Source organism: Antribacter gilvus (assembly GCF_003946865.1).
Taxonomy (GTDB): Bacteria; Actinomycetota; Actinomycetes; order Actinomycetales; family Cellulomonadaceae; genus Antribacter; species Antribacter gilvus.
The window spans coordinates 134,633-149,177 of the sequence record NZ_QXTH01000009.1 but is presented as its reverse complement, the minus strand read 5'-3'; the positions used below and the strand labels follow the sequence as shown (position 1 = coordinate 149,177).

Here is a 14,545-nt window from a genome sequence, read left to right as displayed (position 1 = left end):
CCCCGCCCTGTCGCGGGGAGGCCATCTGTGACAATGGGAGGCGTGACTTCCACCCTTCTCGACACGGTGCAGCCGGGCGACCGACCGGCGTCGGGCGCCGTGCTGCCCCCGCTCCGGATCGGGCCCCTCACCGTGACGACCCCCGTGGTGCTCGCGCCCATGGCCGGGGTGACCAACCGTGCGTTCCGCACCCTGTGCCGTGAGGCCGGTGCCTCGGGCGGCTTCGACCCCGGCCTGTACGTGGCCGAGATGGTCACGTCGCGCGCGCTCGTGGAGCGCAACGTCGAGTCGCTGCGCATCGTGACGTTCGGCCCGGAGGAGACGCCGCGGTCGGCGCAGGTGTACGGCGTGGACCCCGCGACGGTGGGCGCCGCCGTGAAGATCATCGCGGGCGAGGACCGGGCGGACCACGTCGACCTGAACTTCGGCTGCCCCGTGCCCAAGGTGACCCGCAAGGGCGGCGGCGCGGCACTGCCGTGGAAGAGGCAGCTCTTCACCGACATCGTGAAGGCCGCCGTCGACGCCGCCGAGCCGTACGGGATCCCGGTCACCGTCAAGATGCGCAAGGGCATCGACCCGGAGCACCTCACGTACCTCGAGGCGGGGCGGATCGCGGAGTCGCTCGGCGTGGCGGCCGTGGCGCTGCACGCCCGCACCGCCGCCGACTACTACTCCGGCGAGGCCGACTGGACCGCGATCGCGCGGCTGAAGGAGGCCGTCCGGACGGTGCCGGTGCTCGGCAACGGCGACATCTGGTCGGCGGAGGACGCGCTGCGGATGGTGCGGGAGACGGGGGCCGACGGCGTCGTGGTGGGGCGGGGGTGCCAGGGTCGCCCGTGGCTGTTCGCTGATCTCGCGGCCGCGTTCAACGGGTCGGACGAGCGTGTCCGGCCGGGCCTGCGTCACGTGGCCGAGACCATCTACCGGCACGGCGAGCTCATGATCGACTACTTCGACGGCGACGAGCACAAGGGCGTCCGGGACCTGCGCAAGCACATGGCCTGGTACCTCAAGGGCTACGCCGTGGGCGGCGACGCTCGGCGGGCGCTCGCGATGGTGTCGAGCCTCGCCGAGCTGCGGACCCTGCTCGACGGGCTCGACCTCGACCAGCCGTACCCGGGCGCAGACGCGGAGGGCCAGCGCGGTCGCGCCGGGTCCCCCAAGACGCCGCACCTGCCGTACGGCTGGCTGGAGTCGCGCGACCTGAACGCGGAGTTCGAGGCCAAGCTCCGCGAGGCGGAGCTGAGCGTCAGCGGAGGCTGACGCCGCTGACGTGCCTGGCCTGCTGACGGGGCTGGCCTCACGGACCTTGATGTGCCGCACCGGCGTTGTCACCCTGAGTGACGATGTGTACTCAGAGTGACAACGCCGGTGGGGCACGTGGTCTCAGCCGAAGTTGACGCCCTGCGCCAGAGGGAGCTCCGTCGAGTAATTGACGGTGTTGGTCGCGCGGCGCATGTACTGCTTCCACGCGTCGGACCCCGACTCGCGGCCGCCGCCCGTGGACTTCTCGCCACCGAACGCCCCGCCGATCTCAGCGCCCGACGTGCCGATGTTCACGTTCGCGATGCCGCAGTCGGAACCGGCCTCGGAGAGGAACGTCTCCGCCTCGCGCACGTCCATCGTGAAGATCGACGACGACAGGCCCTGCGGCACGTCGTTCTGGAGCGCGATCGCCTCGTCCAGCGTGGAGTAGGTCAGCACGTAGAGGATCGGTGCGAACGTCTCGCGGCGCACCACGTCGGTCTGCGCGGGCATCCGCACGATGGCCGGGTGCACGTACGCGGCGCCCGCAGCCCCGGGCACGTCGACGACGGCGCCGCCCGCGACGACCTGTCCGCCGTCGGCCACAGCCTCCTCGAGGGAGGCGACCATGCGCTCGCGCGCCCCTGCGTCCACGAGCGGGCCGACGAGCGTGCCCTCAGCACGGGGGTCGCCCACCGGGAGCCCCTCGTAGGCGCGGGCGAGGCGCGCGACGACGTCGTCCACGACCGACTCGTGCACGATGAGCCGGCGCATCGTGGTGCAGCGCTGGCCCGCGGTGCCCGCCGCGGAGAAGACGATGCCCCGGGTGGCGAGGTCCAGGTCGGCCGACGGCGCCACGATCGCGGCGTTGTTTCCGCCCAGCTCCAGCAGGAGACGGCCCATGCGCGCCGCCACGACCGGCGCGACCTGGGCGCCCATGCGCTCGGACCCGGTCGCGGACACGAGCGCGACCCGCGGGTCGGCCACCAGGGCCTCCCCCGCCTCGCGCTCGCCGAGCACGAGCTGCGACACCCCGGCCGGGAACCCGGCCTCCGTGAGCGCCCGGTCGAGCAGCGCGGCGGAGCCGATCGCCGAGAGCAGCGTCTTCTCCGACGGCTTCCACACCACGGCGTCGCCGCACACCAGCGCGACCGCCGTGTTCCACGACCACACCGCGACGGGGAAGTTGAACGCGCTGATCACGCCGACGACGCCCAGCGGGTGCCACGTCTCCATGAGCCGGTGGCCGGGCCGCTCGGACGGCATGGTGCGGCCGCCCACCTGGCGCGACAGGCCGACGGCAAAGTCACAGATGTCGATCATCTCCTGGACCTCGCCCAGGGCCTCGCTCGTGATCTTCCCGGCCTCGAGCGTGACGAGCTGGGCCAGGTCGGCCTTGTGCTCGGTGAGCAGCTCGCCCAGGCGCTTGACGACCTGCCCGCGGACGGGCGCCGGCACGGAACGCCACGTGGTGAACGCCTCGGCAGCCCGCCCGACGGCGGCGTCCACCTCGGCCGCACCCGCTCGCGGCAGCGTCAGGAGGGTCTCCCCCGACAGCGGCGAGACGACGGGGAGACCCTGCTCGTCGGCGTCGGGCACCGGGACCTGTGCGCCCAGGCGCTCCAGCGCCGCGAGCGCGTTGTCGCGGAGCTCCGCCGTCAGGGCGGACTCGGTCGGGGCGGACTCGGTCAGGTCGGTGGTCTGGGTGGTGCTGGTCATGCGAGCGCTCCGGGGGTGGTGGTGGCTGCGGACAAGGTCTGGGGGTCGACATCGAGCGTACGCGCGGCCGCTGACAGGGAGTCCTCGACCTGGCGGGTGTAGAGGTCGAAGGGGTCGTTCAGGTCGCGGCCGAGCGCGCCCGACATCCAGTCGGCGTCGCGGTCGGTGCCCTCCTGGGAGGCGTCCTTCGAGCCCTCGTCGGTGAGGTTCGACTGGAAGATGCCGGCGGCCGACCGCGGGAGGAAGTCCTCGTAGACGACCGGCTCGCGGGACACCGTGCCGCCGTCGTGCACCTCGTACGTGAAGTAGCCCAGGCCCTGGTCGGCGAGGGCGGACTCCGTGGTGGGGAAGGTCTTCTGCCACACGTCGCGGGCGACGGCCTGACGCTCCGCCTCCGGCAGGCCCACGGCGCGCTCGTCGACCTCGACCACCGCGGCGTCGTACGCGGCCCGGCCCGCCCGGGTGAGGGCGATGCCGCGCGCCTCGACCTCGCCGAACCGGACGCGCAGCGAGTCCTCGACGATCTCGCCCGACGGCGTGCGGAACGTGCGGGGCTCGGCGAGCGCGCGGAACGACGTCTGGCGCAGCAGCACGTCCGGGCCCTCCCAGCGCGGCGGGCCCTGGATCGCGTCGATCATCGTGATGCCGCGGGCCTGCATGCGCGCGTACAGGTCGTCGATGTCGAGGACACGGGGCGTGAGGTGGTTGATGTGCGTGGACGCGACGCCGCCGATGTCCGCGGCGACGGCCGAGACCGCCTCGAGCTCGCGGTACCAGGCCTGGTCCACGGGCTCGCGCGACAGCTCGAACGCCTCCGTGGCGAGGCGGAGGAACGTCTGCGCGTCGTCGTCCTCGAGCCCGCCGTCGGCCTCGGCGCGGTCCGCCAGGGCCAGCAGCTCGGGGCCGAAGAGCGCGCGGGCCCCGAGGAACCGCTCGAGACGCTGCTCCAGGTCGGCGGTGAAGAAGCGGCGGTCGCCGGTGACGAGCATCGACGTGAACACGCGGAACGGGTTGCGGGCCAGCTCGGCGCGGTCGACCGGCCGGAACGCCGTCGAGATGACGGGGACCGCGCTCGACGACGCGTCACGCAGGTCGTAGAAGCCCACCGGGTGCATGCCCATGGCCCCGAAGATCCGTGCGACCTGGGCGATCTCCGTGGGGGTGCCCACCCGGATGGCGCCGTGCCGCTCGGCGGTCACGCGGCCGATGGAGCCCAGGCGCTCGGCGTCGGCGCCGTTCGCCGCGACGAAGTCGGCGTTGACCTCGTGGGACACCTCCAGCAGCGTGGTGTAGGCGGGAACCTCGTTGCCGTACATGTCGGACAGGCTGCGGGCGAACGCCGCGCGCAGCCGCCACGGCTCGTGGAACGTCATGGCACTCTCTTCTCTCGGCTCAGGCGTCTGGGTCTCAGACGATGAGGGACTCGTTGGTGGTCAGGCCGCGGCTGAAGCGGTCCGCCGAGAAGCCGGACACGTCGACCCGCGGTTCGCGGCCCCGGTACAGGTCGCGTACGGCCTCGCCGACCGCCGGAGCCTGCAGGAACCCGTGGCCCGAGAATCCGGCGGCGTAGAGGATGCGGCCCGGAGCGTCCGTCGCCTCGCCGATGAGGGCGTTGCGGTCGGGCGTCATCTCGTACAGGCCGGCCCAGCCGCGAGCGACGGCGACGTCGGCCAGCGCGGGCGCGCACCGCTCGGCGGCACCCTGGAGGAGCGGCAGCCACACCGGGTCGTACTCGGTGTCGAACGCGATCGGGGTGTCCGGGTCGGCGATGCCCAGCAGCAGGCCGTCCGGCTCCGCGTTGTGGAAGTAGAACGTGGAGCCGTAGTCGATCGTGAACGGGATGCGCGGCGGTGCCGGATCGAGCGCCGGCGTGAACGCGATCTGGCGGCGGTACGGGTCCACGGGCAGGTCCAGCCCGGCGAGGCGACCGGCCTCGCGCGTCCACGCGCCGGTGCAGAGCACCACCGCGCGGGTCCGGACCCGGCCCTCCTCGGTCCAGACGGCGGCCACCTCGCCGCCCCGCACCTCCACCTCGGTCAGCGCGCACTGGGTGCGGACCGTGGCGCCGAACCGCTCGGCGCCCGCGGCGTAGCCCTCGACCACGGCGTGCGGGAGGGCGTACCCGTCACGGGCCGCGTAGGCGGCGCCAGCGAACCGGTCGGGGTCGATGTACGGGTTCAGGCGCCACGCCTGGTCCGTGGTGAGCATGCGGCTCGCCACGCCCCGCGAGTTCTGCATGGCGACGGCGTCCGTGAACCGGGCCACGTCGGCGTCGTCGGGGAGGAGGAACAGGTAGCCCGGCTGCTGGAGCCCGATGTCGGCGCCCGGGCGCTGCGCGAAGTCCTCGTACAGCTCCAGGCTGCGGTTCCCGAGGTCCACGTTGGCCGGGTCGGAGAACTGGGCGCGGACTCCGCCGACGGGCTTCCCCGAGCTGCCGGACGCGAGGTCCGCGGCTTCGATCAGCAGGACGTCCACCCCGTCCTCGGCAAGGTGGAAGGCTACGGACGTGCCGAGGGCGCCGCCGCCCACGACGACGACCTCTGCCTGCCGAGGCAGGGGGACACGGCTTCGCGCGTTCGCCCGCGCCGAAGAGCTCATGGCGGCATCCTGCCACGGGGAAGGCGGTCGAAGGGAGTCCTCCGGCGCTCGCTCACGGGAATATTGCCTGCGCGAGCCGTCTTTCGCCGCAAATTCCCCCGTCGCAGGCCCTGGCGGCGCGCGAAATCTCGCCCCGGCGAAAGGGCAGGTTCGACGAGAGCGGGACCGGTAGGCTGACCCTGATTCTTTCCGCGACCCCCGCGAGCGCATGCCGGCGCCTCGCGCGGGCCCGTTCCCGACCTGGAGTGATCTACGTGGCCAGTGCGCCTTCAGCGACCGCCAAGCTCGACGCCGTCGTCTCTCTCGCCAAGCGGCGAGGTTTCGTGTTCCCGTCGGGTGAGATCTACGGCGGGACGCGGTCGGCGTGGGACTACGGTCCCCTGGGCGTGGAGCTCAAGGAGAACATCAAGCGCCAGTGGTGGAAGGCGATGGTCACGAGCCGTGACGACATCGTCGGCCTCGACTCGTCGGTGATCCTGCCTCGCCAGGTCTGGGTCGCCTCGGGCCACGTCGGCGTGTTCACGGACCCGCTGACCGAGTGCCTCTCCTGCCACAAGCGCTTCCGCGAGGACCACCTCGTCGAGGAGTTCGAGGAGAAGAAGGGCCGTGCGCCCGAGGGCGGCCTGGCCGAGATCGCGTGCCCCAGCTGCGGCACGCGCGGCAAGTGGACCGAGCCCCGCGACTTCAACATGATGCTCAAGACGCACCTCGGCCCGGTCGAGGACGAGTCCGGCCTGCACTACCTGCGGCCCGAGACCGCGCAGGGCATCTTCGTGAACTTCGCCAACGTGGCGGGCACGGCACGCAAGAAGCCGCCGTTCGGCATCGGCCAGATCGGCAAGTCGTTCCGCAACGAGATCACGCCGGGCAACTTCATCTTCCGCACGCGCGAGTTCGAGCAGATGGAGATGGAGTTCTTCGTCGAGCCGGGCACGGACGAGCAGTGGCACCAGTACTGGATCGACTACCGCACGGACTGGTACGCGGACCTCGGCATCGCCCGCGAGAACCTGCGGCACTACGAGCACCCCAAGGAGAAGCTCTCGCACTACTCCACCCGCACCGTGGACATCGAGTACCGCTTCGGTTTCCAGGGCAGCGAGTGGGGCGAGCTCGAGGGCATCGCGAACCGCACGGACTTCGACCTGCGGACGCACACGGAGCACTCCGGCAAGGACCTGATGTACCGGGACCCGGTGAGCAACGAGAAGTACTTCCCGTACGTGATCGAGCCGGCCGCCGGCCTGACCCGGTCCCTGATGGCCTTCCTCGTCGAGGCGTACACCGTGGACCAGGCGCCCAACACGAAGGGCGGCGTGGACGAGCGCACCGTGCTCAAGCTCGACCCGCGTCTCGCGCCCGTCAAGGCCGCGGTGCTGCCGCTGTCCCGCAACGAGGCGCTCTCGCCCAAGGCGCGCGACCTCGCCGCCGAGCTCCGCAAGCTCTGGAACGTCGACTTCGACGACGCCGGTGCGATCGGCCGCCGGTACCGCCGCCAGGACGAGGTGGGCACGCCGTTCTGCGTCACCGTGGACTTCGACACGCTCGAGGACCAGGCCGTGACGATCCGCCACCGTGACTCCATGACGCAGGAGCGCGTTGCGCTCGACAAGGTCGTGAGCTACCTCGGCGGGTACCTCGTCGGCGCCTGACGACCATCCTCCGGGTCGCCCGCGAGCCGGGAGCCGCCTTCGAGTCGAGGGCTGCCCTCGAGCTCTGCGCGGGCGACCCGGAGCATGCGCTCGGCCCGCGGGTCGTCGCACGAGATCTCGTGCATCGGCTGCACGGGGATGGACCCCCGCTCGGTCAGCACGGTGACATGGCGTCCGACGTCGTCCGCGGGGACGAAGCGCGCCCGGACCTCGTCGAAGATGTACGTGAGCCAGAACCAGCCCTCGTCGCACTCGTCCAGGATCTCCCGGAGCCGCGCCTCCGACTCGACCAGGAACAGCGGGCGGTCCTCCCAGGGCAGGCGGAGCCAGAATCGCGCGCCGGAGCCGGGGCCGGGGCTTGCGCCGGAGCCGGGGCCGGAGCCGGTACGCGGGCCGGAGCCGATAAGGCCCTCGGCCAGCCAGGCGAACGTCTCGGGCGTGTCCGCGAACGCGATCTCGCAGACCGGGACGGGGACCGGGAGACCGAGGAGCGCGGCCGCAGCGAGTCCTTCGACCCGGTGCGCCGCGTCGGCGAGTCCCCGGAACGCGCTCCACAGCTCGGCGACGCGCTCGGCGGGTGCGGGGCCGTCCGCCACCTCCCCGAGCAGGCGGCGGACGTCCTGGTCCAACGGCTCGAGCTCGACGTGCAGCTGCAGCCCGGCCGCCGCCATCAGGCCGTCCAGGACGCCGAGCGACGGCGACCGGCTACCCGTCTCGATCATCGCCACCGTCGCGCGCGAGACGCCCGCACGGTCCGCCAGGTCCTGCTGGGTGAGCCCGCTCCGATCCCTCGCCGCACGAACGAGCCCCGCTGCATCCATGGCGCTGATCGTTCCTGGCGAGAGGGCCGGGCGCCACACGGCGGGACGCCAGGCTGTGGACAACCTTTCGCGGGACCGCTCCCTTCGGGGGTCCACGCGCCACGCCGGTGGACCTTGCCGTCGGACCCTGCCGTCGGACCCTGCCGGAGGAACCTGGTCGCGCCTGGCAATGTCACTCTGCGTCCACATTGTCACCGTGTGTGACCTCACCAGCACGGCACATGTCCATCCGCGGCCGTCTCGCCCCAACCCGGACGACCCTCGGCGCCGTGACGACGAGGTTTGACAACCGTTCTCACCAAAAGTGAGAATGACTCTCATGAAGCCTCGTCGCGCCGCGCTCCGCGCCGCCCTCCCCGCCCTCGCCCTTCTCGTCGCACCGCTCGCAGCCTGCTCGAGCGGTGACGCCCAGGGCGGCACAGGGGACGACGGCGTCACGGTGCTCGCCTCGTTCTACCCGCTCCAGTACGTGGCGCAGCAGGTGGGCGGTGACCTCGTCACCGTCGAGAACCTCACGCCGCCGGCCGCCGAGCCGCACGACCTCGAGCTCTCCCCCGCCCAGGTCCGGTCCATCGGGGAGGCCGACGTGGTCGTGTACCTGTCCGGCTTCCAGACCGCCGTCGACGAGGGCATCGAGTCCCGGCAGCCGGAGCGCGTCGTGGACGCGGCAGACGTCGCGGAGCTCGAGGAGCACCCGGGCAGCGCCGAGGACGAGCACGCGGAGGAGGAGACGGCCGAGGAGCACGCCGAGGAGGAGGCCGCCGACGACGGCCACGGTCACGGCAACCTGGACCCGCACTTCTGGCTCGACCCGAGCCGGCTCGCCGTCGTGGGCGACGCGGTCGCGGAGCAGCTGTCCGCAGCCGACCCGGAGCACGCCGACGAGTACGCGGCCGGCGCGGAGCGCCTCGCCCAGCAGCTCGGTGACCTGGACCAAGAGCTGGCCGACGGCCTCGCGGCCTGCACCGGCGCGACGCTCGTGACGAGCCACGTCGCCTTCGGCTACCTCGCCGAGCGCTACGACCTGGAGCAGTACGGCATCACGGAGCTCGACCCCGAGGCGGAGCCGTCGCCCGCCCGTCTGCGGGAGATCGGCGACGTGGTGCGCGAGCACGGCGTCACCACGATCTTCTCCGAGACCCTCGTGAGCCCCAAGGTCGCCGAGACCCTGGCCGGGGACCTCGGGGTCGAGACCGCTACGCTCGACCCCCTGGAAGGTCTGTCGGAGGAGGCAACGGCCGCCGGCGACGACTACGTGACCGTGATGCGCGCCAACCTGGCGGCGCTGGAGGAAGGCCTGGTGTGCTCGTGACGGCGGAGCCTGTGACCCGTGAGCCGACGACGGGCGAGCCCGTCATCGAGGTGTCGGGCCTGCACGTCCGGGCCGGCGCCAGCCACATCCTCCGCGGGATCGACCTCACGGTCCGCGGCGGCGAGGTGGTCGCGCTCCTCGGAGCCAACGGCTCGGGCAAGTCCACGCTGGTCAAGACGCTGGTCGGGGTCAACCCGCCGAGCGCGGGCACGGTGCGCGTCCTCGGCGGGAGCCTCCCCGGCTCCGCCGGGGCGAGCGTCGGCTCCACGCGCACCAACCGTTCCGCTGTCCCGTGGGAACGCGTGGGCTACGTGCCGCAGCGGGTCGGCGCCCGGTCGGGCGTCCCGTCCACGGCCGAGGAGGTCGTCGCCTCCGGCCTGCTGCACGGCCGCCGGCTGCGCCTGCCCCGCGGCTGGCGCAGCGAGGTGCGGGCCGCCCTCGAGCAGGTGGACCTCGCCGACCGGGCCCACGACGCCCTGCACGTCCTCTCGGGCGGCCAGCAGCAGCGGGTCTACATCGCCCGCGCCCTGGTTCGGCGACCGGAGCTCCTGATCCTCGACGAGCCCGTCGCCGGCGTGGACCGGCCGAGCCAGGAGGCGTTCGCCGCCACCATGCGCTCGCTGGTCGACGACGGCCTGACGGTCCTCGTCGTGCTCCACGAGCTCGGCGAGCTCACCCCGCTCGTCACGCGCGCCGTGGTCCTGCGTCACGGACGCGTGGTCCACGACGGGGCACCGCCCGCCGCCCGGGGCGACCACGACGCCGTCGGGCACCTGCACGTCCATCCGCACGACGACGAGGAGCAGCGCCGCGCTCCCCTGGCCGAGCTGGAGGTCCAGCCGTGATCGACATGCTCACCGACCCGTTCATGCAGCGGGCGCTCCTGGCCGCGCTGCTCGTCGGCGTGAGCGCCCCGGTGGTCGGCACGTACCTGGTCCAGCGGCGGCTCGCGCTGCTCGGTGACGGCATCGGCCACGTCGCGCTCACGGGCGTGGCGCTGGGCTGGCTCGTCGGAGCGGCCATGGGCCTCCGCGAGGACGACGTCCTGGCGGTTCCCGGTGCGGTCGTGGCCGCCGTCGCGGGCTCCGTGCTGATCGAGGTGGTGCGCCGCCGCGGCCGGACGTCGGGCGACCTCGCCCTCGCCATCATGTTCTACGGCGGCATCGCCGGTGGCGTCCTGCTCATCGGGCTGGCCGGTGGCACGTCGGGCAACCTGATGCAGTACCTGTTCGGGTCCATCTCGACCGTCTCCGGCACGGACCTCGTGCTCACCGTGGTGCTGTCCGCCGTGGTGCTGTCGGTCGGCATCGGGCTGCGCGCCGCGCTATTCTCCGTGAGCCACGACGAGGAGTTCGCCACGGCGTCCGGCCTGCCCGTGTGGGCTCTCAACATCGCCGTCGCGGTGGTGGCCGCCCTCACCGTGACGGTCGCGATGCGCGTCGTCGGCCTGCTGCTCGTCAGCGCCCTGATGATCGTGCCCGTGGCGGTGGCGCAGCAGCTCACGCACGCGTTCACGCGGACGATGCTCACCGCGAGCGTGGTGGGCGTGGTCGTGTGCGTGACCGGGCTGACGATCACGTACTGGCAGAATGTCTCCCCCGGCGCCACGATCGTGGTGCTGGCCATCGCGGCCTACGTCGTCGCGGTCCTCGCCCGGCCGCTCCTGACCCGGCGGTCCCCCGCCACCGACCCGCACCCCGACATCCCGGACGACGTCGAGGTCGCGACCGCCACAGGTCCGGGCGAGAAGGAGGTCTGCGCCTGATGAACGCACCACCCCGCATGACCCGCCAGCGCACCGCCGTGGCGGACGCCCTGGCCGACCTGGCGGACTTCCGCTCCGCCCAGCAGCTCCACGAGGTGCTGCGCTCCCGCGGCGACTCCGTGGGTCTGGCCACGGTCTACCGCACGCTGCAGGCCCTTGCCGAGGCCCGGGAGGTCGACGTCCTGCGCAACGAGGACGGCGAGAGCCTCTACCGCCGCTGCGCACGCCGCGAGCACCACCACCACCTGGTGTGCCGCGGGTGCGGGCGGACCGTCGAGATCGACGGCCCCACCGTCGAGTCGTGGGCGTCGACGGTGGGTGCGGCGCACGGTTTCGAGGACATCGACCACACGGTCGAGCTCTGGGGCACCTGCGCGGACTGCCGCTCCTAGCACCACTCGCCCTGTGCGAGACTTAGGCAATGCTTACCTCACCACGCGAGTCCTCGGGTGAGGTGACTCGTTCCCGCACGGCCGGCGCCGACCCGGTCGCCCGGCGCGCGCGGCGTCGGGCCCTGGCCCTGGTCCTGGCTCTGGTGGCCCTGGGGCTGATCGCCGTGGCGAGCCTCGCGCTCGGCGTGCGGGACATCGCCCCGGCCGACGTCTGGAACGCGCTCGTGGCCCCGGACGCCGCCAACCAGGACCACCGCGTCGTCCTGGAGCAGCGCCTGCCCCGCACGCTCGTGGGCCTCGCCGCCGGTGTCGCCCTGGGCCTGGCGGGCACGCTCGTCCAGGGAGTCACCCGCAACCCGATCGCCGACCCCGGCCTCCTCGGACTGAACTCCGGCGCGTCCCTCGCCGTGGTCTGCGCGTTCTGGCTGGTCGGGGTGACCGCCCCCATCGGGTACGTCTGGTTCGCGTTCCTCGGCGCCGCGGCGGCGGCCCTGCTGGTCTTCTCGATCGGCGCCGCGCAGCCCGTGCGCCTCGCCCTCGTGGGCGCCACCGTCACCGCGCTGATCACGCCGCTCATCACGCTGGTCCTGCTCCGCGACGCGACGGCGTTCAACCTCTACCGCTTCTGGGTGGTCGGCTCGCTCACGGGCCGCGGCCTCGACACGGTCGCCACGCTCTGGCCGTTCGTCGTCGTCGGGACGATCCTGGCCGTGGTCCTGGCGCACCGGCTCAACATGCTCGCCCTGGGCGACGACGTAGCGCGGGCGCTCGGGCAGCGCGTCGGCACCACCCGGGCGATGACAGGCGTCGCGGTCGTGCTGCTGTCCGGCACGGCCACCGCCCTCGCCGGCCCCATCGCCCTGGTCGGCCTCGCCGTCCCGCACGCCGCGCGCCGCCTCGTCGGCACCGACTACCGGTGGGTCATGGCGCTCGCCGCGCTCCTCGGGCCCGTGATGCTCCTCGGCGCCGACGTCATCGGACGGCTCGTGCTGCCCCACTCCGAGCTGGAGGCAGGCGTCGTCGCCGCCCTGCTCGGGGCCCCGGTCCTCGTCGCCGTCGCCCGCGGCCGCAACGTGGCGGGGGTGTGACCATGGCGAACGACCTGATGACGACGTACGCGGTCGCGGCGGGCTCCGCCGTCCGGCACCTCCGCGCCGCCCGACGCCGGCGGCTCGTCCTGGTCCTGGCGGCCTGCGCCGTGCTCCTGGTCGCCCTGGCGACCCTGGCCCTCTCCCTGGGCGCGGCGTCGCTGCCGCCCGGGCGGGCGCTCACCGCGCTGCTCGGCGTGGGCGAGGCCAAGGACGTGTTCATCGTGCACCGGCTGCGGCTGCCACGCGTCGCCGCGGCCGTGGTCGTGGGAGCGTGCTTCGGGCTCGCCGGCGCGCTGTTCCAGTCGACGCTGCGCAACCCGCTCGCCTCCCCCGACATCCTGGGGATCGCCAGCGGCGCCAGCCTCGGCGCCGTGTGGGCGCTGCTCGTCGCCGGGGTGACCGGGCTCGCCGTGGCGGGCGCGGCGTTCGCCGGCGCGCTCCTCGTCGCCGTGGCGATCTGGTTCTTCGCCTGGCGCCGGGGCCTTCACTCGATCCGGTTCGTCCTGGTCGGCGTCGGCTTCGCGTACCTGTGCTCGTCGCTGCTGGCGTGGCTCCTGTCCAACGCCGAGGAGCGGGTCGCCCAGTCGGCGCTGCTCTGGACCGTCGGCTCCGTGTCCGACATCCGCGGTGAGGAGCTGGCGCTCCTCGCCGTCGTCGCCGCGGTGCTGGCGCTCGCCGTCAGCCTCCTGGCCCGCACGCAGGGGCCGCTCGCGCTCGGCGACGACAACGCCCGCGCTCTCGGCGTCCACGTCGACGCCGCGCGGGTGGGGTCGCTGCTGCTCGCCGTGGGGCTCGTGGCGATCGCCACGTCCTTCGCGGGCCCGGTCGCCTTCGTCGCGCTCGTCGCCCCCGCGATCGCCCGCCGCCTGCTGTCCGACGGCGGCGCCGCCCTGCTCGCGTCCGCCGGCGTGGGCGCCGTGCTGGTGCTCACGGCCGACCTGGTGGGACAGCACGCCGTGCTCGGCGTCTCCGCCCCCGTGGGCATCGTGACGGGCATCGTCGGTGCGCCGTACCTGCTGTGGCTGCTCGCCACGAACGAGAGGAAGTCCCGCGCATGACCGCCGCCGTCCGCGTCACCGACGCCACCGGTACCAGCGACCACCCCGGAGCCGCACGGAGCGACACCCTGCGCGCGGAGGGCGTGGTGCTCGGCTACGACGGCCTCCGCGTCATCGACGGCCTCGACCTCACGCTGCCGCCCGGGAAGATCACCGCCATCGTGGGGCCCAACGCGTGCGGCAAGTCCACGCTGCTGCGCGGGCTCGCCCGGCTGCACCCCCTTGACGGCGGCCGGGTGATGCTCGGCGACGAGGACGTCTCGCGGATGGCCCGGCGCGACCTCGCGCGACGCGTCGGCATGCTGCCGCAGTCGTCCATCGCGCCGGACGGCGTCCGCGTGGCCGAGCTCGTGGCCCGCGGGCGCTACCCGCACCAGGGCTGGTTCGGGCGGCACTCGTCCGACGACGACGCGGTGGTGCTCGCGGCCCTCGAGTCCACCGGCGTGGGCGACCTGGCCGACCGCCCGGTCCAGGAGCTGTCCGGCGGCCAGCGGCAGCGCGTGTGGATCGCGATGGTGCTGGCCCAGCAGACGGACGTGGTGCTGCTCGACGAGCCCACGACGTTCCTGGACGTGCGCCACCAGCTGGACCTCCTCGACCTGCTCACCGAGCTGAACCGGACGCGCGGGACCACCGTCGCGATGGTCCTGCACGAGCTCAACCTCGCCGCCCGGTACGCGGACCACCTCGTGGTGATGAGCGCGGGCAAGATCGTTGCCGAAGGCAACCCTAATGAGGTCCTGACCAGCGAGGTCGTGCTGTCGGCGTTCGACCTCCGGGCCCAGGTCGTTCCCGACCCGGTGTCCGGTTCGCCCCTCGTCGTCCCGGTAGGCCGGTTCCACTCCGCGTGACGTGCGGCACACTGGCATTTTCGTAACACCGTCGTGACGTA

General features: G+C 73.1%; 13 protein-coding genes. 9 read left to right on the top strand and 4 right to left on the bottom strand.

Translation table 11 applies throughout. The features are described from left to right. Nucleotides 1–33: 33 nt before the first annotated feature. On the top strand, nucleotides 34–1,263 hold the full coding sequence (dusB, locus tag D1350_RS16250) for a tRNA dihydrouridine synthase DusB (RefSeq protein WP_125777232.1): 1,230 nt from the start codon (nucleotides 34–36) through the stop codon (nucleotides 1,261–1,263). 123 nt (nucleotides 1,264–1,386) lie between these two features. Here the strand turns inward: dusB and amaB are convergent, their stop codons facing one another. The 3 genes from amaB to D1350_RS16235 are packed head-to-tail and all read right to left on the bottom strand — an operon-like array spanning nucleotide 1,387 to nucleotide 5,562. Beyond that, nucleotides 1,387–2,964: an L-piperidine-6-carboxylate dehydrogenase gene (gene amaB / locus D1350_RS16245; RefSeq protein ID WP_125777079.1), complete on the bottom strand. Its 1,578-nt coding sequence runs from the start codon at nucleotides 2,962–2,964 to the stop codon at nucleotides 1,387–1,389. Beyond that, on the bottom strand, nucleotides 2,961–4,337 hold the full coding sequence (hglS, locus tag D1350_RS16240; protein ID WP_125777078.1) for a 2-oxoadipate dioxygenase/decarboxylase: 1,377 nt from the start codon (nucleotides 4,335–4,337) through the stop codon (nucleotides 2,961–2,963). The genes amaB and hglS overlap by 4 nt, the downstream gene beginning before the upstream one ends. A 34-nt stretch (nucleotides 4,338–4,371) precedes the next feature. Beyond that, nucleotides 4,372–5,562 (bottom strand): NAD(P)/FAD-dependent oxidoreductase, encoded by a 1,191-nt coding sequence (locus D1350_RS16235; protein WP_125777077.1) that lies wholly within the window; start codon nucleotides 5,560–5,562, stop codon nucleotides 4,372–4,374. 254 nt (nucleotides 5,563–5,816) lie between these two features. On the opposite strand from D1350_RS16235, the gene D1350_RS16230 reads away from it, so the two are divergent. Continuing rightward, nucleotides 5,817–7,214, top strand: coding sequence for a glycine--tRNA ligase (locus tag D1350_RS16230; protein ID WP_125777076.1), 1,398 nt, complete (start codon nucleotides 5,817–5,819; stop codon nucleotides 7,212–7,214). Here D1350_RS16230 and D1350_RS24155 read toward each other — a convergent pair. Further along, complete coding sequence (locus tag D1350_RS24155; RefSeq protein WP_240644156.1) at nucleotides 7,184–8,035, bottom strand: helix-turn-helix domain-containing protein; 852 nt, start codon at nucleotides 8,033–8,035, stop codon at nucleotides 7,184–7,186. The genes D1350_RS16230 and D1350_RS24155 overlap by 31 nt on opposite strands. Nucleotides 8,036–8,354: 319 nt before the next feature. On the opposite strand from D1350_RS24155, the gene D1350_RS16220 reads away from it, so the two are divergent. From D1350_RS16220 to D1350_RS16190, 7 genes are read left to right on the top strand one after another with little or no spacing between them, the layout of a single operon-like run. Next, nucleotides 8,355–9,347: a metal ABC transporter substrate-binding protein gene (locus tag D1350_RS16220; protein ID WP_125777075.1), complete on the top strand. Its 993-nt coding sequence runs from the start codon at nucleotides 8,355–8,357 to the stop codon at nucleotides 9,345–9,347. Further along, complete coding sequence (locus tag D1350_RS16215; RefSeq protein WP_125777231.1) at nucleotides 9,344–10,192, top strand: metal ABC transporter ATP-binding protein; 849 nt, start codon at nucleotides 9,344–9,346, stop codon at nucleotides 10,190–10,192. The genes D1350_RS16220 and D1350_RS16215 overlap by 4 nt, the downstream gene beginning before the upstream one ends. Nucleotides 10,193–10,197: 5 nt before the next feature. Next, nucleotides 10,198–11,112 (top strand): metal ABC transporter permease, encoded by a 915-nt coding sequence (locus D1350_RS16210; RefSeq protein ID WP_125777230.1) that lies wholly within the window; start codon nucleotides 10,198–10,200, stop codon nucleotides 11,110–11,112. Continuing rightward, complete coding sequence (locus D1350_RS16205; protein ID WP_125777074.1) at nucleotides 11,112–11,504, top strand: Fur family transcriptional regulator; 393 nt, start codon at nucleotides 11,112–11,114, stop codon at nucleotides 11,502–11,504. Before D1350_RS16210 ends, D1350_RS16205 begins: the two co-directional genes overlap by 1 nt. A 29-nt stretch (nucleotides 11,505–11,533) precedes the next feature. Beyond that, the gene (locus D1350_RS16200; protein ID WP_125777073.1) at nucleotides 11,534–12,592 is read left to right on the top strand and encodes a FecCD family ABC transporter permease; all 1,059 of its coding nucleotides are present in this window, start codon (nucleotides 11,534–11,536) and stop codon (nucleotides 12,590–12,592) included. Between the two features lie 2 nt (nucleotides 12,593–12,594). Continuing rightward, nucleotides 12,595–13,653, top strand: coding sequence for a FecCD family ABC transporter permease (locus tag D1350_RS16195; protein ID WP_240644154.1), 1,059 nt, complete (start codon nucleotides 12,595–12,597; stop codon nucleotides 13,651–13,653). Then, complete coding sequence (locus tag D1350_RS16190; protein WP_125777072.1) at nucleotides 13,650–14,504, top strand: ABC transporter ATP-binding protein; 855 nt, start codon at nucleotides 13,650–13,652, stop codon at nucleotides 14,502–14,504. The genes D1350_RS16195 and D1350_RS16190 overlap by 4 nt, the downstream gene beginning before the upstream one ends. Nucleotides 14,505–14,545: the final 41 nt, after the last annotated feature.